The organism is Hephaestia mangrovi (assembly GCF_019880555.1).
Taxonomy (GTDB): Bacteria; Pseudomonadota; Alphaproteobacteria; order Sphingomonadales; family Sphingomonadaceae; genus Sphingomonas; species Sphingomonas mangrovi.
This window is the reverse complement of sequence record NZ_JAINVU010000002.1, coordinates 436,757-452,677: the sequence shown is the minus strand read 5'-3', so window position 1 is coordinate 452,677 and position 15,921 is coordinate 436,757. Positions and strand designations below refer to the sequence as shown.

General features: G+C 63.6%; 21 protein-coding genes. 11 read left to right on the top strand and 10 right to left on the bottom strand.

The features are described 5' to 3' along the window. The first annotated feature begins 34 nt into the window (after window positions 1–34). Window positions 35–808, top strand: coding sequence for a hypothetical protein (locus K7G81_RS06040; protein ID WP_223029839.1), 774 nt, complete (start codon window positions 35–37; stop codon window positions 806–808). A gap of 214 nt (window positions 809–1,022) precedes the next feature. On the opposite strand, the gene K7G81_RS06035 is transcribed toward K7G81_RS06040, so the two are convergent. Beyond that, window positions 1,023–1,673: a DUF4893 domain-containing protein gene (locus K7G81_RS06035; RefSeq protein WP_223029838.1), complete on the bottom strand. Its 651-nt coding sequence runs from the start codon at window positions 1,671–1,673 to the stop codon at window positions 1,023–1,025. 167 nt (window positions 1,674–1,840) lie between these two features. Between K7G81_RS06035 and K7G81_RS06030 the strand changes: the two genes are divergently transcribed. Continuing rightward, window positions 1,841–2,383, top strand: coding sequence for a glycine zipper 2TM domain-containing protein (locus K7G81_RS06030; protein WP_439649526.1), 543 nt, complete (start codon window positions 1,841–1,843; stop codon window positions 2,381–2,383). Between the two features lie 19 nt (window positions 2,384–2,402). Here K7G81_RS06030 and K7G81_RS06025 read toward each other — a convergent pair whose 3' ends face one another. After that, window positions 2,403–3,029, bottom strand: a complete 627-nt coding sequence (locus K7G81_RS06025; RefSeq protein ID WP_223029837.1) for a lysoplasmalogenase family protein — start codon at window positions 3,027–3,029, stop codon at window positions 2,403–2,405. A gap of 92 nt (window positions 3,030–3,121) precedes the next feature. Between K7G81_RS06025 and trmFO the strand changes: the two genes are divergently transcribed. Further along, window positions 3,122–4,444 (top strand): methylenetetrahydrofolate--tRNA-(uracil(54)-C(5))-methyltransferase (FADH(2)-oxidizing) TrmFO, encoded by a 1,323-nt coding sequence (gene trmFO, locus K7G81_RS06020; protein WP_223029836.1) that lies wholly within the window; start codon window positions 3,122–3,124, stop codon window positions 4,442–4,444. 6 nt (window positions 4,445–4,450) lie between these two features. On the opposite strand, the gene K7G81_RS06015 is transcribed toward trmFO, so the two are convergent. Together K7G81_RS06015 and K7G81_RS06010 are read right to left on the bottom strand one after the other, a co-directional pair. Continuing rightward, window positions 4,451–4,900: an EF-hand domain-containing protein gene (locus K7G81_RS06015; RefSeq protein WP_223029835.1), complete on the bottom strand. Its 450-nt coding sequence runs from the start codon at window positions 4,898–4,900 to the stop codon at window positions 4,451–4,453. A 52-nt stretch (window positions 4,901–4,952) separates the two neighbouring features. Further along, window positions 4,953–5,600 (bottom strand): squalene/phytoene synthase family protein, encoded by a 648-nt coding sequence (locus K7G81_RS06010; RefSeq protein ID WP_223029834.1) that lies wholly within the window; start codon window positions 5,598–5,600, stop codon window positions 4,953–4,955. 120 nt (window positions 5,601–5,720) lie between these two features. Between K7G81_RS06010 and K7G81_RS06005 the strand changes: the two genes are divergently transcribed. The 3 genes from K7G81_RS06005 to K7G81_RS05995 are packed head-to-tail and all read left to right on the top strand — an operon-like array spanning window position 5,721 to window position 8,331. Beyond that, window positions 5,721–6,257: a TadE/TadG family type IV pilus assembly protein gene (locus tag K7G81_RS06005; protein WP_223029833.1), complete on the top strand. Its 537-nt coding sequence runs from the start codon at window positions 5,721–5,723 to the stop codon at window positions 6,255–6,257. Then, window positions 6,254–6,802: a TadE/TadG family type IV pilus assembly protein gene (locus K7G81_RS06000; protein WP_223029832.1), complete on the top strand. Its 549-nt coding sequence runs from the start codon at window positions 6,254–6,256 to the stop codon at window positions 6,800–6,802. The genes K7G81_RS06005 and K7G81_RS06000 overlap by 4 nt, the downstream gene beginning before the upstream one ends. Further along, entirely contained in the window at window positions 6,799–8,331 is a 1,533-nt protein-coding gene (locus K7G81_RS05995; protein ID WP_223029831.1) for a pilus assembly protein TadG-related protein, read from the top strand. Before K7G81_RS06000 ends, K7G81_RS05995 begins: the two co-directional genes overlap by 4 nt. 45 nt (window positions 8,332–8,376) lie before the next feature. Here K7G81_RS05995 and K7G81_RS05990 read toward each other — a convergent pair whose 3' ends face one another. The 5 genes from K7G81_RS05990 to eno form a co-directional block, all read right to left on the bottom strand. After that, window positions 8,377–9,786: a pyruvate dehydrogenase complex E1 component subunit beta gene (locus K7G81_RS05990; RefSeq protein WP_223029830.1), complete on the bottom strand. Its 1,410-nt coding sequence runs from the start codon at window positions 9,784–9,786 to the stop codon at window positions 8,377–8,379. A gap of 1 nt (window position 9,787) precedes the next feature. Continuing rightward, window positions 9,788–10,834, bottom strand: a complete 1,047-nt coding sequence (gene pdhA, locus K7G81_RS05985) for a pyruvate dehydrogenase (acetyl-transferring) E1 component subunit alpha (RefSeq protein ID WP_223029829.1) — start codon at window positions 10,832–10,834, stop codon at window positions 9,788–9,790. 173 nt (window positions 10,835–11,007) lie between these two features. Further along, window positions 11,008–11,679, bottom strand: a complete 672-nt coding sequence (locus tag K7G81_RS05980; RefSeq protein WP_223029828.1) for a spermidine synthase — start codon at window positions 11,677–11,679, stop codon at window positions 11,008–11,010. Continuing rightward, a complete protein-coding gene (locus K7G81_RS05975) occupies window positions 11,679–11,990 on the bottom strand; it encodes an FtsB family cell division protein (RefSeq protein ID WP_223029827.1) in 312 nt (103 codons plus the stop codon). Before K7G81_RS05975 ends, K7G81_RS05980 begins: the two co-directional genes overlap by 1 nt. 40 nt (window positions 11,991–12,030) lie before the next feature. Beyond that, on the bottom strand, window positions 12,031–13,311 hold the full coding sequence (gene eno / locus K7G81_RS05970) for a phosphopyruvate hydratase (protein ID WP_223029826.1): 1,281 nt from the start codon (window positions 13,309–13,311) through the stop codon (window positions 12,031–12,033). A 156-nt stretch (window positions 13,312–13,467) separates the two neighbouring features. On the opposite strand from eno, the gene K7G81_RS05965 reads away from it, so the two are divergent. From K7G81_RS05965 to K7G81_RS05945, 5 genes are all read left to right on the top strand, one after another. Then, window positions 13,468–13,974 (top strand): hypothetical protein, encoded by a 507-nt coding sequence (locus K7G81_RS05965; protein WP_223029825.1) that lies wholly within the window; start codon window positions 13,468–13,470, stop codon window positions 13,972–13,974. A gap of 23 nt (window positions 13,975–13,997) precedes the next feature. Then, on the top strand, window positions 13,998–14,366 hold the full coding sequence (locus K7G81_RS05960) for a hypothetical protein (protein WP_223029824.1): 369 nt from the start codon (window positions 13,998–14,000) through the stop codon (window positions 14,364–14,366). Next, entirely contained in the window at window positions 14,363–14,683 is a 321-nt protein-coding gene (locus tag K7G81_RS17990; RefSeq protein WP_223029823.1) for a DUF3618 domain-containing protein, read from the top strand. Before K7G81_RS05960 ends, K7G81_RS17990 begins: the two co-directional genes overlap by 4 nt. Next, window positions 14,680–15,060: a hypothetical protein gene (locus K7G81_RS05950; protein ID WP_223029822.1), complete on the top strand. Its 381-nt coding sequence runs from the start codon at window positions 14,680–14,682 to the stop codon at window positions 15,058–15,060. Before K7G81_RS17990 ends, K7G81_RS05950 begins: the two co-directional genes overlap by 4 nt. A gap of 75 nt (window positions 15,061–15,135) precedes the next feature. Further along, window positions 15,136–15,360, top strand: a complete 225-nt coding sequence (locus K7G81_RS05945; RefSeq protein WP_223029821.1) for a DUF4170 domain-containing protein — start codon at window positions 15,136–15,138, stop codon at window positions 15,358–15,360. A gap of 58 nt (window positions 15,361–15,418) precedes the next feature. On the opposite strand, the gene greA is transcribed toward K7G81_RS05945, so the two are convergent. Then, window positions 15,419–15,895 (bottom strand): transcription elongation factor GreA, encoded by a 477-nt coding sequence (gene greA, locus K7G81_RS05940; protein WP_223029820.1) that lies wholly within the window; start codon window positions 15,893–15,895, stop codon window positions 15,419–15,421. Window positions 15,896–15,921 lie beyond the last annotated feature (26 nt).

Below are 15,921 nucleotides of genomic sequence, written 5' to 3'. Positions count from 1 at the left end.
GCCAGAGCGTGTGATCCTGCAGGAGGGTTGAGCCATGCGTCGTCCTCTGTTCGTCTGCGTTGCGGCCACGCCGCTGTTTCTCATCGCCGCCGCGCCGGCCTCGCCACAGGAGGCGCGCCATCGCCCGCCGCCCCCGGTTGCGTCAGGCACGCCTTTCGATCTGCGCGACATGGTCAACGCCCGCGCCGGACCACCGGCCGAGGCGGAGATCGCGCGGCGCGGCTATCGCCGAACGCGGGTCAGCGCCGGCATCGCCTATTGGCAGAAGGATCGCGACCGCAGCTGTGCGGCCATTACCACGCGCAATGGCAAATATGCCTCGATCGTATCGCGCCCGGCGGCCGAGTGCCGTGGCGGGCCGGTGCCGCCATTGCCCGGCCCACGACCGCCGGTCTGGGGCAAGCAAATGACTGCGATCTGCTGGGGTCGCGGGGAGCGCCCCGGCCTGTTCTCCACCAACACGGACTTCGATTGGGATGAGCGCGCGCAAAGCTACGAAGCGCGCGGGCATGGCGATCGCAATCTGATGCGCGCCTCGGTGCAGGTCGAGATCCGTAACGGATCGGGCCGCATCCGGCTGAGCGGCAAGCTGCTGCCCACAATCAATTCGGGCGGCCACAACGGCTGGTGGCCGCTGACCAACATTCGCTTCGGCAACGACCGGGTGACGGCGCGCTATCGCCTCAACCTGCTCCACCGGCCGACCGTGACGATCGATCGCCGCGCCCGCACTATCGCGATCCGCGGCTTCAACGATTATGATGGCACCTGCGAATTCGGCAATTGGGGCATTGGCCGTCCGCATTGATCGTGGCCGGTATCGGTGGCGGGGGCATCGCCCCCACCACCCCACCGCTGTCAATGTTGGAAAAGCTTTGCCACACCGGATGGATGATCTGGCGTGGGCCCGTTTCCGCTTCTTTCGCATATCGGTGCGGCGATCGCCCCTCGCGCGTAGGAGCGTGACCTTCCGTGACCTTTGCCATATTTTCGCCGCAATCACCCGGCGCGTGCTGCCCGCATCAGTCCTCCAGCTTCTGCTTGGGCCAGGGAGTGATTTCCCAAACGTCGAGCTCGTCATCACGCGGAATGGTGAGCCGCCACCGCAGCGGCCCCAGCCGCTCGATCACGCCGATCAGATCGCGCTTCGCCTCGACGCCATAAGCGGGTGCGACCTGGACGCCGGCCGGCCGATCGGTCGCCAGCAATACCTGCCGCGTGTCGCTGTCGGGATAGAGCCAGCCGCCGGGCATCAGCCGGCCGGTCTGGGTGGTATAGGACAGCTTGTTCCCATCGAGCTTCACATAGCAGGTATCAGGCTTGAACCGCGTCAGCTTCGCCCACCCGCCGAGCCGGATGCGGCGGCATTCGTATCCGCCGGGCGGCAGGGCAACCAACGGACGGGCGGCTTGCGGATCGAGCAATTGGCGGTCGGCGGCAGTGGGCGGGCGCAGGCTGTGGGGCAACGCGTCGATCGCCGCATGCCAGCGTGCATCGATCGCATCGATCCGCTGCTGATCCTCCGGCCGCGCGACCGTGCGCCATTCGGCTCCTTCGCTCGGCGATTCGGGCTCGATCGTCACGCTGGTGCCCGGCGGCGGCGGCGTGTGCAGAATCGCGCAGCCGCCGGTCGCAAAGAGCGAAAGGCACAAGGCTATCGTCGACGGACGCATGTGATGCTCCAGGGCAACGGGTCCGAAACCCGGCGAATAGCGTTAATATATGGTAACGCCCCGATGGTTACCGAAAGGTAAATGCCGGCCGTGCCGCCATCTCGTTAAGCGACCGTTTTGCCGAAGCGGCGTAGCGCGATGCGATCGAATGCGTGAAGGAAGCCCCGATGATGTTGAAGACCATGCTGATCACCGCCGCCGCCCTCGGCACGCTTGCTGCCGCCACCGCTCCCGCCGCCGCGCAGACGGTTGAGGAACAGGCGCGCTTCGCCCAGGCGCAGGCGCGTTTCCAGAGCGAGCTCGCCCGCTTTCAGGACGAGTTCGACCGCTATCGCGCGGCGCAGGACCGCGATCGCCGCAACGGCTATTACGACGATCGCTCCGCGCCGCCCGGCTATCGCGACAACGGCTATTACGAGCGCGATGAGAATGGCTACGATCCCTCACGTTACTATCGCGCCGAGCCCAATGCGCCCGAACGCGTCCTGTCGCCGCAAGACCGCGTCTATGCCGGCAATGACGGGCGCTATTATTGCAAGCGCAATGACGGCACGACCGGGTTGATCATCGGCGGCGCGGCCGGCGGGATTCTGGGCAATGTGATCGATGGCGGCCATTCGCGGATCGTCGGCACGCTTCTGGGCGGCGCGGCGGGCGCGCTGGCCGGCAAGTCGATCGATCAGAACAACCAGCAGGTCGTCTGCAAGTGATGGCGTGGCTCGGCGGGCGTCAAGCCGGCGCCCGCCGAGCCAGCGTGTCGGCTACGCCGGTCGCGATCAGCGCCTGGCCCGCGAAATAGAGCGGCCAGACAAGCAGCGTCGGCACGATCGATCCGGCGAGCGGCCCGGCCCGGGAGAAGATGAGCAGGTCCGACGCGACGAACATCATCGCCCCGATCCCAACGCGGTATCGCGGAAACGCGCTGGTCCAGGCCGCCGCCGCCATCCCGCCGAGCGCCGCGGTATATATCGCGACGCCGATCTGCCGCGTCATCGCTGCCGCGATCGCGATCACCAGCGGCATGACGATGACACCCAATGCCCGCTGACTGGCCGACAGGCGATCACGTCGGTGCCGTAGATAGAGCAGGATCGCGACAAGATGGCCGAGCAGGAATGCCAGCGCCCCTACAGTCAGCCCGGCCGTCTCGAGCAATATGTCGCCGGTCGCGCCCAGCGCCATCACGGCGGCGAGCAACCAGCCGTCGATATCGCGCGCCTGCATCGCCGCCCACACGGCAAGCAGCGCGACGCCGGCTCCCTTCCACACCACCGTCGCCGGGCCGTGCCAACCGAACCATGCCGCGAGGCAATAGCTCGCGCCGGCAATGATCGCTGCCCCCAGAATCGCACGCATCGCGCCTCCCTTTCCGCTTTCTTGTCGCCGTCCGGCGGGGTGCCGGCAAGCATCCCCTGTTCGCGCGGCACGAAGATGCTAAGCGACCGCGCATGACCAATCACGATATCCATGTCATCGGCGGCGGACTCGCTGGTTCGGAAGCCGCCTGGCAACTTGCCGAGGCCGGCTTTCGCGTCCGCCTTTCCGAAATGCGCGGCTCGGGCGAAATGACGCCCGCTCACCAGACCGACGGCCTTGCCGAGCTGGTCTGCTCGAACAGCTTCCGATCCGATGACGCGGAGAGCAATGCCGTCGGCCTGCTCCATGCCGAGATGCGCGCACTAGGCTCGCTGATCCTGCGCGAAGGCGATGCGCACAAGGTGCCCGCCGGTTCCGCGCTCGCGGTCGATCGCGATGGCTTCTCGGCGGGCGTCACCGCCGCGTTGCAAGCGCATCCCAATATTACGATCGTTCGCGAACGGGTCGATACGCTGCCCGCCGAAGGCCTTGCGATCGTCGCGACCGGGCCGCTCACCGCTACCGGACTTGCCGACAGTATCGGCGCGGCGACCGGCGCGGAATCGCTGGCCTTCTTCGACGCCATCGCGCCGATCGTTCATTTCGACACGATCGACATGGAGACGGCGTGGTTCCAGTCGCGCTGGAACAAGGGCGAGGGCAAGGATTACATCAATTGCCCGATGGACAAGGAGCAATATCTCGCTTTCCATCAGGGGCTGCTCGATGGCGAGAAGACCGAATTCCGCGAGTGGGAAAAGAACACGCCCTATTTCGAGGGCTGCATGCCGATCGAGGTGATGGCCGAGCGCGGCGTCGATACGCTGCGCTATGGCCCGATGAAGCCGGTCGGCCTCGATGATCCGCGCACCGGCCGCTGGCCCTATGCGGTGGTGCAGCTGCGCCAGGACAATGCCAGGGGCACATTGTGGAACATGGTCGGCTTCCAGACCAAGCTCAAATATGCCGAGCAGGTGCGATTGTTCCGCACGATTCCCGGCCTCGAACAAGCGGAATTCGCTCGGCTGGGCGGGCTGCATCGCAATACCTTCATCCGCTCGCCGGAACTGCTCGATCCGGTGCTGCGCCTGAAATCGCGCCCCAATATTCGCTTTGCGGGCCAGATCACGGGCTGCGAAGGCTATGTGGAAAGCGCCGCGATCGGGCTGCTCGCGGGCCGGTTCGCCGCCGCCGAACTGGCTGGCCACACGCTCGCGCCGCCGCCAGCGGAAACCGCGCTCGGGGCGCTGCTCGGGCACATCACCGGCGCTGCCGAGGCCGAGACCTACCAGCCGATGAACGTCAATTTCGGCTTGTTCCCGCCGATTGCCGGGCGTTCGAAGAAGGCCGACCGCAAGAAGCTCTACACCGCCCGGGCCCGCGCGGCACTCACCGATTGGCTGGAGCCGGCATAGATCGCTCTACTCGTCGGAGGACGGCGCCGAGCACGCGCATTTGGGCGTTGTCTTGCGAACCACCTTTGTCGTCAGAAATTCCGCCGGCGTCAGGGTGCCCGAATGATCGGCATCGGCCGTCGCGAACTTGGTCGTGGTTGTGATCGCCCATTCCTCGAACGACAATTGCCCATCGTGATTGGTGTCGAGCTTGGCGAACGCCTTGTGCCGCGACGCGAGATATTCATCCCTCGTGATCAGCCCGTCACGATCCTTGTCATAGCGATCGAAACGCTTCTGCTCGCGCGTTCTTTCGCTCGCCGACGGAGCGGCAGAGGGCAACGCCGCCGGGCTGGAGGCGGTTTGCGGGGCCGGCGCGAACAGCGGCTGGTCCGGCTTGGCGCCCGACCGGAAAAATATGAAGCCCGCAGTCACAAGCAGCAACGCCGCGACGCCGCCCGCCAAATATCGCCACATCCCGATCTCCCCTAGCCCCAAAGCTAACCGATTCATTTCCGAGCGCAACCAGCTAGCGCCCGGTGAGTCGATGCCACATCAACCGGCCGATCCTAACCGCCGGGCGCGACTCATCCAGATCTTGTCGTGCCATCAACGCCAGCGCACCGATCATACGCCCCGATCGGCTCCATCTTTGCGTAAACGCCGCCTGCAGATGAGGCCGCGCAAGCGCGGCGGCACGCCCGGCCATCACGGGATCGCCCAAGTGCGATGCAAGATCGGCAAGCGCCCATCCATGCCCAGCATCAGCGATCGCCTTGTCATGAGCTTCCGTAACCGCGGCGAGCGCCCTGAACAGAGTCGCGCCGCGGACGCCGTGCCGCATGATCGCTTCATCGCCAAACGGCTCCTCCAACAATGCTTCCCAGCCAGTGGTGATCTCCGCCAGCGCCGAACCTTGCGTGCCGGACGGCAGGACATGTTCGGCAAGCGCGCGCAGGACGGGCTCAGCCGGCGGCGGCACGCGGTCAAGCGCCTCGATCGCATCACGCCACCAAGTCAGTCGCATCTGGCCGACCAGCGGGTCGTTATTCCGGCGCACGATTTCTGATAGACGGGCATCAAGCGCAAACAGCGCGGTCGCACCGGCGCGACCTGTCCTCGCATAATTAATCGCCAGCTGAATATCAGGTCGTTCGGAGATCATCGCCGCGGCCATAGCGCGAAACCGAGCCTCCCGCAGTTGAGAATTTCTTAAGAGCTATGGGCCTAGGCAGGCTCGGGACCATGGGACCGGGGACCTGAAACGATGCCGGGCGGAAGCACGAAGCCTGCTGCGATGTCGCACCTCCTCGCGAGGCTGCGCACCCTGTCACGTGACCGAAGCGCCGCGACGATCATCGAGTTCGCGGCGGTCGCCGCTCCCCTCATAGCGCTGATGCTCGCAACGATCCAGACCAGTCTTATCTTCTTTGCCCAGCAAACGCTGGAAACGACCGCGGAAGAGACGGCACGCCAACTCGTCACCAACCAGGCGCAGAACGCAGGCATGAGCCAATCGGACTTCCAGCAAGCGGCGTGCAGCAACCTGCCGGCCTTCATGAAGTGCACCGATCTCATGATCGACGTGCAATCGGCCAGCAGCTTTGCCGACATCAGTACGTCCGCGCCGGTGTTGAAATACGATAAGGACGGCAAGATCATCAACAACTGGCAGTTCAATCCTGGCTCTCCGGGCAGCATCGTCGTGATGCGGACCATGTATCTCTTTCCCGTGATCGGTGGCCCGCTCGATCTTGACTTCTCGAACGCGCAAGGCGGCAAGCGCCTGCTAATCGCGACGTCGGTGTTCAAGACAGAGTCCTATGTGAAATGATCGGCGCCGCGCTCCTCACCCGCTTGCGCGGACTGGCACGCGATCGCCGCGCACTCGGCGCCGTCGAGTTTGCGATGGCCGCGCCGTTCATGATCTTGCTCTATATCGGCGGGGCGCAGTTGATGGACGCGATCTCGGCCTATCGCAAGGTCGTCCTCTCCGATCGCACGCTGGCCGACGTGACCACGCAGTATGTCACGATCACGCAAGCCGAAGTCGATACCATTATCGACGGAGCGCGTCAGGTGATGTCGCCCTATCCCACCGATGATACAACGATGATCGTCACGCAGATCAAGTTCGACGACAAGGGCAATCCATCGATCGACTGGAGCCGATCGAACGACGGCACAGTGATGAAGGCAAGCGACCTCGACGTGCCCACGAACATCGCCGTTCCTGATACCTATATCGTGCTGAGCCAGATCACCTATCATTATAAGCCGAGGGTCGCGGCCACGCTTATCGGTCCGATCACATTCACCGATCACATCTACATGAACCCGCGCCGGTCGAATTCGGTCGCCTGCTCCGACTGCACATGACCAGCCGCACGCCCCAAGGGTTTTCAGCCATGAAAGAACGGGTAACCGCCCTGCTCGCCAAGTTCCGCACCAGCCGTCGCGGCAACGTGCTGATGATCTTCGCCTTCGCGATGATTCCGATGGTGTTCGCAACCGGCATGGGGGTCGACTATTCGCGCGCGGCGCGACTGCAGAGCAAACTCGACGCGATCGGGGACGCCGCCGCCCTCGCCGCCGTCACCCAACCCATGATGCTCAAGAGCGACGACGAAGCGAAGACGACGGCGGAAAACATGTTCGTTGCCCAGGCAGCGTCCCTAGGCAGCGACCTCATCTTCAACTCGGACGACCTGGATGTGACGATCACGCCGATTTACAACGCTTCTTCGCCGGGGCGTGAGGCTGTCGTCACCTGGCATGCCCAGTCGAAGAACGCTTTCGGCGGCATTCTGGGCAAAGAGACGCTTGCCATCGGCGGCACCTCCACCGCGACCGCGGACAAGGCGCCATATATCAATTTCTATCTGTTGCTAGACACATCGCCGTCGATGTTGCTGCCTTCAACGTCGGACGGCTTGACGCGTATGCGCACGATCACCGGCTGCGCCTTTGCTTGCCATCTCTCAGACCCGCACAGCGAAAATATCTACATTCAGGACAACAAAAAGAAGAATATCTGGCTCGACAGCAACGGTAATGCCTACAGCGTCGACAATGTTTCCAACGGCTACATCTATTCGACCAACAGCAAGGGAAAATCCGTTAAGATCGCCAAAGAATCGAGCGGCATGTACGCCGACTCATATTGGTTGGCGCACAACAATCTTGCGTACAATGGCAAGCCAAACATCGAAATGCGCATCGATGCCGAGCAAGAGGCGGTGCAGCAACTTGTCCCGACAGCGAAGGAAATCGCCGACGATAATAAGGTGATGTATCGGATGGGTGTCTATCGCTTCGATTATTACAGTCCGAAAACATCGAACTACGGACAAGTCGCGCCGCTTACCGATTTGGATAGCGACAGCAATGTGCAGTCGGTCGTAACGAAGTCAACCAATCTGCCGATGACCCTATGGTATCAAAACGGCTGGATCAGCTCTTCGTCGAACATCGACGACCAGTCGACCAATTTCAAGTCCGCGTTCGATCAGATGAACAGCATCATGCCGAATCCCGGCACCGGCCAAACTAAGGACGATCCGCAAGAGGTGATGTTCATCATCACCGATGGTATGAGCGACGAAAATCTGAGCGGGATGGGTCGCACGCATCGTGAGCTACAGCCGACGCACCTCGACCAATGCGAGGCTATCAAGAAGCGCAATATCCGGATCGCTATTCTTTATACTGAGTATTTGCCCGAATCACTGACCGGCGACAACTGGTCACAGACTAACGTCGCTCCTTATCTTCCTAACGTAGCGCCTGCGTTGCAATCCTGCGCATCTCCGGGCCTTTATCAGAAAGTGTCGACCGACGATTCAATTCCGGACGCGCTCAACGCCCTGTTCCGTCAGGCTGTCGCTACCGCGCATCTGACACAGTGATGGAGGGCCGGCCTGGCGGGATATCCGTCGGCCGGCCTCGACCGATCACTCCTTGTAGCAGACCTTCTTAGCCGCCTTCACGACCTTGTCGCTGTCGATCAGTGCGAGCTTTTCGAGGTTGGCGGCATAAGGCATGGGCACGTCCTCGTTGGTGACGCGCAGCACCGGCGCGTCGAGGTCGTCGAAGCCCTCTTCCATCGCGACCGCCGCGAGTTCGGACGCGATCGAGCAGGTCGGCCAACCTTCCTCGACCACCACCATGCGGTTGGTCTTGGCCAGGCTTTTTAGCACCGTCGCCTTGTCGAGCGGACGCAGCGTGCGCAGGTCGATCACCTCGGCGTCGATCCCCTCGCCCGCCAGCTTCTCGGCGGCTTCGAGCGCGATGCCGACGCCGATCGAATAAGAGACGAGCGTCACGTCCTTGCCCGGCTTCATGATGCGCGCCTTGCCGATCGGGAGCACCCAATCGTCGAGCTTCGGCACCTCGAAGCTGCGGCCGTACATCAGCTCGTTTTCGAGGAATACGACTGGATCGTCGGTGCGGATCGCGGCCTTGAGCAGGCCCTTCGCGTCGGCTGCATCATAGGGCGCAATTACGATCAGCCCGGGAACGCTCGCGTACCACGGCCCGTAATTTTGCGAATGTTGCGCGGCGACGCGCGACGCTGCGCCGTTGGGGCCGCGGAACACCACCGGGCAACGCATCTGGCCGCCCGACATGTAATTGGTCTTAGCCGCCGAATTGACGATATGGTCGATCGCCTGCATCGCGAAGTTGAAGGTCATGAACTCGACGATCGGCTTCAATCCACCCATCGCCGCACCCGTGCCGACGCCGGCAAAGCCGTATTCGGTGATCGGCGTGTCGATGACGCGCTTGTCGCCGAACTCGTCGAGGAGTCCCTGAGTGACCTTATACGCGCCCTGATATTGCGCGACCTCCTCGCCCATCACGAACACGCGTTCGTCGGCGCGCATTTCCTCGGCCATCGCGTCGCGCAGTGCCTCGCGGACGGTGAGCTTGACCATTTCGGTTCCATCGGGAACCTCGGGGTCGCTCTCGGCGTCGTGGCTGGCGGCTTCGAACATCTGGCGCGCGCCGGTCTCGACCAGCTTGGGCTCAGGCGCCTTGCTCTCGGCCGCCTGTTCGCGAAGCTCGGGCTCTTCGGCCTCCTCGACCGGCTTCGGAGTCTCGACCGAGCCGGCATCCTCCCCGTCCTCGGCGATCATCGCGATCACCGTGCCGACCTTCACGCCGTCGGTGCCCTCGGCGACGAAGATCTTGGCGATCGTGCCTTCGTCGACGGCTTCGAATTCCATCGTCGCCTTGTCGGTCTCGATCTCGGCCATGATGTCGCCGGCCTTTACGGCATCGCCTTCCTTGACCAGCCACTTGGCGAGCGTGCCCTCTTCCATCGTGGGCGACAGCGCCGGCATCTTGAGTTCGATCGCCATCTCAATAGGTCTCCACCAGCACGTCTGTATACAGTTCGGCCGCATCGGGCTCGGGAGTCTGTTCGGAGAAGTCCGCGGCCTCGTTGACCTGCTTGCGGATTTCCTGCTCGACTTTCTTGAGATCGTCCTCCTTGACGCCCAGCCCTTCGAGTTCCTTCTTGGCGCGCTCGATCGGATCGGAGGTGTCGCGCATCGACTGGACCTCGTCGCGGGTGCGATATTTGGCCGGGTCGGACATCGAGTGGCCGCGATAGCGATAAGTCTTCATCTCGAGGATGATCGGGCCCTTGCCGGCGCGGACCCAGGCGACCGCCTCGTCAGCGGCGCCGCGCGCGGCGAGCACGTCCATGCCGTCGACCTGGATGCCCGGAATGCGGAACGATTCGCCGCGACGGTAGAGCTGATCCTCGGCCGACGAGCGATTGACGCTGGTGCCCATCGCATATTGGTTGTTCTCGATCACGTAGATGATCGGCAGCTTCCACAGCTCGGCCATGTTGAAGCTCTCGTAGACCTGACCCTGGTTGGCCGCGCCGTCGCCGAAATAGGCAAGCGCGACGCCGCCGTCCTCATTGTATTTGTGGGCGAAGCCGAGCCCGGTGCCCAGCGACACCTGCGCGCCGACGATGCCGTGGCCGCCGTAGAATTTGTGCTCGACGCTGAACATGTGCATCGAGCCGCCCTTGCCCTTCGAGATGCCGGCCTCGCGCCCGGTCAGCTCGGCCATGACGTCCTTCGGCGGGATGCCGCACAACAGCATATGGCCGTGATCGCGATAGCCGGTGATCACCGAGTCCTTGTCGGTCAATGCCGACTGCACGCCGACCGCAACCGCTTCCTGGCCGATATAGAGGTGGCAGAAGCCGCCGATCAGGCCGAGGCCGTAGAGCTGGCCCGCCTTTTCCTCGAAGCGGCGGATGAGCAGCATGTCCTTATAGAACTTGAGAAGCTCGTCCTTCGACGCTTCGTAACGCTTTGGCTCGTCGGGCCGTTCACGGTTGGGCTTGGGGGGTTCGACTTTGCGTGCGGATGCAGGGGCTTTTGCCACGGGCGAAGTACCTCGTTTCCGTAGGGGGAGGATCGAATGCTGGCGCGCCTATAGGACGACTTTTGCGCCGGGCGCAATGTCCCGCCGCGGGAGGCATCCAACAGCGTCACCGAAAAGAACGAGAAGGCGGCGGAGTCGATCCCTTCGCTACTAAACGCAGCATGAAAGGCCTATCAGCGCCTGGTGCCGAACCAGATGACGTGTTGCGGGCCCTTGCCATTGCTGCGCACGCGTACGGCGACTTCCTCGACCGCGAAGCCCGCATCGGCGAGGCGGCGCGCAAAGGCCTTGTCCGGCGCGGCCGACCATATCGCGAGCACGCCGCCGGGCCGCAGCGCGGCGCGCGACGTAGCAAGGCCGCGCGAAGAATAGAGTCGGTCGTTGGCGTCGCGGCTCAGCCCGTCGGGACCGTTGTCGACGTCGAGCAGGATCGCGTCGTAACGCCCTGCCCCACGCGCAATGGCCTCGGCAACGTCGCCGCGGATCAATGTCACCCGCGAATCATCAAGGCAGCCGGCGGCGAGGTCGGCCATCGGCCCCCGCGCCCACTCGATGATCTCGGGCACGATCTCGACGACACTCACTTGCGCGCTGGCGTCGAGTTGCGCCAAGGCTGCGCGCAACGTGAAGCCCATGCCGTAGCCGCCGATCAGCAGATGCGGCGCCGGGCGGGTGTTGAGGCGCGCAATGGTCATCGTCGCCAACGCCTCTTCCGAGCCGCTCATCCGGGTCGACATCAACTCGTTGCGATCGAGCACGATCATGAAATCGCCGCTCCGACGAAACAGACGCAACTCGGCGCCGCCGGGCACCTGCGCGGTGGCGATCAATTCACGCGGAGTCATCAGTGGAGCGGCAGGATCACTTCGTCGGGCGCAACGACGCCCAGCTGCTTGCGCGTCAGTTCATCCGCCATATCGGGATCGACATGCTTGGGGTCGAGCAGGTCGACCCGGTTCTTGAGCACCGCGCGCTGCTTGTCGAGCCGAGCGAATTGCGCCTGCTTGACGGCAAGCTCACGCTTGTACTGGCCATAGGCCAGCACCCCGTTCGGCCCGAGCACCGCATAGCCGCCGAAGAACGACAGCACGATCAGCATCGCGGCCGGCCACAGCGCGCGGCGAAGCATGGTACGAAGGGTGGACGGCGTCGTCATCCACCCTTCTGTGAATCATCGCGACTCGCGGATCAAGCTGTTATTTCGTTCGGATGACGTCACGACCGGCATAGCGCGCCGCATCGCCCAGTTCTTCCTCGATGCGGATCAGCTGGTTGTATTTGGCAAGCCGGTCCGAACGCGCCAGGCTGCCGGTCTTGATCTGTCCGCAATTGGTGGCGACCGCGAGGTCGGCGATGGTCGAATCCTCGGTCTCGCCCGACCGGTGCGACATCACCGCAGTGTAGCTCGCACCTTGCGCCATCGACACCGCCTCCAGCGTCTCGCTGAGCGTGCCGATCTGGTTGACCTTGACCAGCAACGAGTTGCCGATTCCCTTCTCGATACCATCGGCGAGACGCTTCGGGTTGGTGACGAAGATATCATCGCCGACCAGCTGCGCCTTGCTGCCAATCGCCTTGGTCAACGCGGCCCAGCCGTCCCAATCGTCCTCGGCCATGCCATCCTCGATCGAGAAGATCGGATAGCGGCCGACGAGATCTTCGAGGTAGCGGACCATCTCGTCGGGCGACAGGCTCTTGCCCTCGCCAGCGATCTCGTACTTGCCGTTCTTGAAGAATTCGGTCGCCGCACAATCGAGCGCCAGCATGATGTCGTCACCCGGCGTGTAACCCGCCTTCTCGATCGAGGTCATGATGAAGTCCAGCGCATCGGTGGTGCTCGCCAGATTGGGCGCGAAACCGCCCTCGTCGCCGACCGCGGTCATCAACCCCTTTTCGGCAAGACCCTTTTTGAGGGTATGGAAGATTTCCGAGCCGTAGCGCACCGCCTCGGCGATCGAATCCGCGCCGACGGGCACGATCATGAATTCCTGGAAATCGATCGGATTGTCGGCATGTTCGCCACCATTGATGATGTTCATCATCGGCACCGGCAAGACGTGCGCCGCAACGCCGCCGACATAGCGATAGAGCGGCAAGCCGCGTGCTTCGGCCGCCGCCTTGGCCGCCGCCAGGCTGACACCGAGGGTCGCGTTGGCGCCCAGCCGGCCCTTGTTCTCGGTGCCGTCCAGTTCGATCATTGCCTGATCGAGGTCGGCCTGATCCTCGGCGTCCATGCCGATCACCGCCTCGGTAATCTCCGAATTGACCGCTTCCACCGCGCCGTCGACGCCCTTGCCGCCCCAACGGCTCTTGTCGCCATCGCGGCGCTCGACCGCCTCATGCGCGCCGGTCGACGCGCCGGAGGGCACGGCCGCGCGACCGAAACTGCCGTCTTCCAGAAGCATATCGACCTCGACCGTCGGATTGCCGCGGCTGTCGAGAATCTGGCGCGCGTGGATGTCGATGATTGCGGTCACGAAACGGTCCTCCTAGATAGGGATAAGGCGCCAGCGGCGGCGTTCGGGGCGGGCTGTAGCCTCTCGGGCACGGCATCGCAATTCGCGAGCGGCCAGCGGGAACCCGGCCCGCCACAGGTCGTTGGCTGAGTGTAACGGGAAGAGGCAGGTAGGATCATGGCCGACGAGACGATCAACGCGACCAGCAATGGCAAGCCGGCCACGGCCGTGCGCACCAAATCCGGCGCCAAGGCAAAGGTTTCCGCCGCTGCCAAGTCAGTGAGCAAGGAAGCAGACAAAGCCAAGTCGACCGCTACGCTGACGCTGAAGGATAGCGCGGCCAAGCTGCAGAAACAGGCGACCGGCAAGGCACGTGCCTATGTGGTCGAAGGCAAGGACAAGGCGGGCGGCGCACTCGACGAATTCTCCAAGCTGATGCGCGAGGCCGCGGGCTCGGTCGATGACAATCTCGGCGCGCAATATGGCGATTATGCGCGCTCGGCAGCCAAGGCGCTTGGCGGTTTTTCCGATCAGCTCAAGGCCAAGGACGTCGACGAATTGCTCGAGGATCTGCGCAATTTCGCGCGCAAGAGCCCGGCGGTCGCGGTCGGCACCGCCGCGGCGATCGGCTTTGTTCTCGCCCGTATCGTCAAATCGGGCCTCGACGGTGACCGCGACGCCTGAGCGATTCGTAACGAGGGGGCGATGTGACCGACGCGACGACCGAACAGGACGCAGCCGAAACACGCGAGAGCATCGCCGACCTGTGCGGTGACCTGGTCGAGGATGCCAAGTTCCTCGCCCGGGCAGAGGTCGCGCGCGTCCGCGCGATCCTCTTCCGCCGCCTCGTCAAGGGGCGAATGGCGCTCTTCTTCATGGTCACCTCCGCCCTGCTCGCGCAATCGGCCGTGCTGGTGCTGCTTGTCGGGTTGATGTTGTATCTGCGCATCCACGTCGGAATCATCGGCGCGGCCTTGATTGTGATGGCGCTTGCGCTGATCTTCTCCGGTCTGTTCGCCTGGCTCGCCTTCCAGCGTATCAAGCACGCGCTGAGCAAGGAGGACGACCTGATATGAGCCTTTCCGGCGAACGCCTCGCTCGCGCCGAAGCGCGCTCGGCCTTGGCTCGTGCGCGACTTACGGCGACGGTAGAACAATTACGAGCACGCCTTTCCCCGCGCAGTCTGGCCGAGGATGCGCTGGGCGGGCTTCGTCACGCCGGCGAAAGCGGCGTCGAGCGAGCGAAACGCCATCCAGTCGCGGTGGCCGGGGTGGTCGCGCTACTGTCGGTGCTAACCTGGTGGGGCAAGCGCCGCGCGAAGGCAACCGACGCCGACGCCGATAGTTTGAAACCCGAACGGGGCGAATCCCGTCGATCAAGGAGGTCCCGATGACCAGCACCGATAATTCTAAGACCCGCACGGCCGGCGATAGCCTGAAGCGCGCCGGAGACCTGCTGGAGGGCAACCCGCTCGCTGTGCTCGCCGGAGGGGCCGCGGTCGGATTGCTTGCAGGACTGGCGATTCCGCGTACCGAGCGCGAAAGCGAGTTGCTCGGCCCGGTCGGCAAGCGGATGACCGCTGCCGCCGTCGCGGCTGCTGCCGCGGCACGCGATACCGGCTTTGCCGAACTCGAAGCGCATGGGATCAGCGGCAAGGCCGCCAAGGCGCAGGTCAACCGTCTGTTCGAGGACGTAATCGACGCGGCAAGCACGGCCGGTCAGGCAGCCGCCAGCGCCGCGGCCGAAAAGGCCAAGAAGCCGACAAAATAGTTTCAGGGGTTTCAAAATGCGTCGTCGTGGGGCTAGAGGAGCGCCGACTCCTCCTCTGACAGAAAGTCCCTCGCGATGAGCAAGCTCCATCTCGTGTTCGGCGGACGCGTGACCGATCCCCAGACGCTCGACTTCGCCGATCTCAAGTCGATCGATATCGTCGGCATCTTCCCCGATTACGCCACTGCGGAAAAGGCGTGGCGGGGCGCCGCACAGCGCACCGTGGACGATGCCGAAATGAAATACGTCCTCGTCCACCTTCACCGGTTGCTCGAGCCGGAGCTGCCGAAGCAGGGCTGATACGAAAACGGGCTCCCGTCACCGGGAGCCCGCTTCGTTTCTCAAATGCCGCGATCGATCAGATGAATTCGATCTTCGAGACGAGATAATAACGATCGCCTGCGGGCACCGACACCTCGACCTCGTCATCGACCTTGCGCCCGATCAGCGCGCGACCGAGCGGCGAATTGTACGAAATGCGGCCCTTGTTCGCGTCCGCCTCGGTCTGGCCGACGATCTGATACTTAATCGGCTTGTCGTCCTCGTCGAGCAGCGTCACCGTCGCGCCGAACACCACCTTGTCGCCCGACATTTCCTTCGGATCGATGATCTGGGCGCGCGACAGCTTGTCCTCGATATCGGCGATGGACGCCTCGATCTGGCCCTGACGCTCCTTGGCGGCGTGATACTCGGCGTTTTCCGAAAGGTCGCCGTGCGCTCGCGCTTCCTCGATCGCGTCGACGATCTGCGGACGCTCTTCCTTCAAGCGCTTGAGGTCAGCGGTGAGCTTCGCGTGGCCCTCGGCCAGCATCGGCATCTTTTCGACCGTCGCCATATTCAGTCCTTTGCAAACGTCCCTGT

Bases quoted from the DNA above. Each gene is read 5' to 3' on its own strand.
- K7G81_RS06040 (WP_223029839.1), top strand. From the start codon at position 35: ATGCGTCGTCCTCTGTTCGTCTGCGTTGCGGCCACGCCGCTGTTTCTC.
- K7G81_RS06035 (WP_223029838.1), bottom strand. From the start codon at position 1,673: ATGCGTCCGTCGACGATAGCCTTGTGCCTTTCGCTCTTTGCGACCGGC.
- K7G81_RS06030 (WP_439649526.1), top strand. From the start codon at position 1,841: ATGATGTTGAAGACCATGCTGATCACCGCCGCCGCCCTCGGCACGCTT.
- K7G81_RS06025 (WP_223029837.1), bottom strand. From the start codon at position 3,029: ATGCGTGCGATTCTGGGGGCAGCGATCATTGCCGGCGCGAGCTATTGC.
- trmFO (WP_223029836.1), top strand. From the start codon at position 3,122: ATGACCAATCACGATATCCATGTCATCGGCGGCGGACTCGCTGGTTCG.
- K7G81_RS06015 (WP_223029835.1), bottom strand. From the start codon at position 4,900: ATGTGGCGATATTTGGCGGGCGGCGTCGCGGCGTTGCTGCTTGTGACT.
- K7G81_RS06010 (WP_223029834.1), bottom strand. From the start codon at position 5,600: ATGGCCGCGGCGATGATCTCCGAACGACCTGATATTCAGCTGGCGATT.
- K7G81_RS06005 (WP_223029833.1), top strand. From the start codon at position 5,721: ATGTCGCACCTCCTCGCGAGGCTGCGCACCCTGTCACGTGACCGAAGC.
- K7G81_RS06000 (WP_223029832.1), top strand. From the start codon at position 6,254: ATGATCGGCGCCGCGCTCCTCACCCGCTTGCGCGGACTGGCACGCGAT.
- K7G81_RS05995 (WP_223029831.1), top strand. From the start codon at position 6,799: ATGACCAGCCGCACGCCCCAAGGGTTTTCAGCCATGAAAGAACGGGTA.
- K7G81_RS05990 (WP_223029830.1), bottom strand. From the start codon at position 9,786: ATGGCGATCGAACTCAAGATGCCGGCGCTGTCGCCCACGATGGAAGAG.
- K7G81_RS05980 (WP_223029828.1), bottom strand. From the start codon at position 11,679: ATGACTCCGCGTGAATTGATCGCCACCGCGCAGGTGCCCGGCGGCGCC.
- K7G81_RS05975 (WP_223029827.1), bottom strand. From the start codon at position 11,990: ATGACGACGCCGTCCACCCTTCGTACCATGCTTCGCCGCGCGCTGTGG.
- K7G81_RS05965 (WP_223029825.1), top strand. From the start codon at position 13,468: ATGGCCGACGAGACGATCAACGCGACCAGCAATGGCAAGCCGGCCACG.
- K7G81_RS17990 (WP_223029823.1), top strand. From the start codon at position 14,363: ATGAGCCTTTCCGGCGAACGCCTCGCTCGCGCCGAAGCGCGCTCGGCC.
- K7G81_RS05950 (WP_223029822.1), top strand. From the start codon at position 14,680: ATGACCAGCACCGATAATTCTAAGACCCGCACGGCCGGCGATAGCCTG.
- K7G81_RS05945 (WP_223029821.1), top strand. From the start codon at position 15,136: ATGAGCAAGCTCCATCTCGTGTTCGGCGGACGCGTGACCGATCCCCAG.
- greA (WP_223029820.1), bottom strand. From the start codon at position 15,895: ATGGCGACGGTCGAAAAGATGCCGATGCTGGCCGAGGGCCACGCGAAG.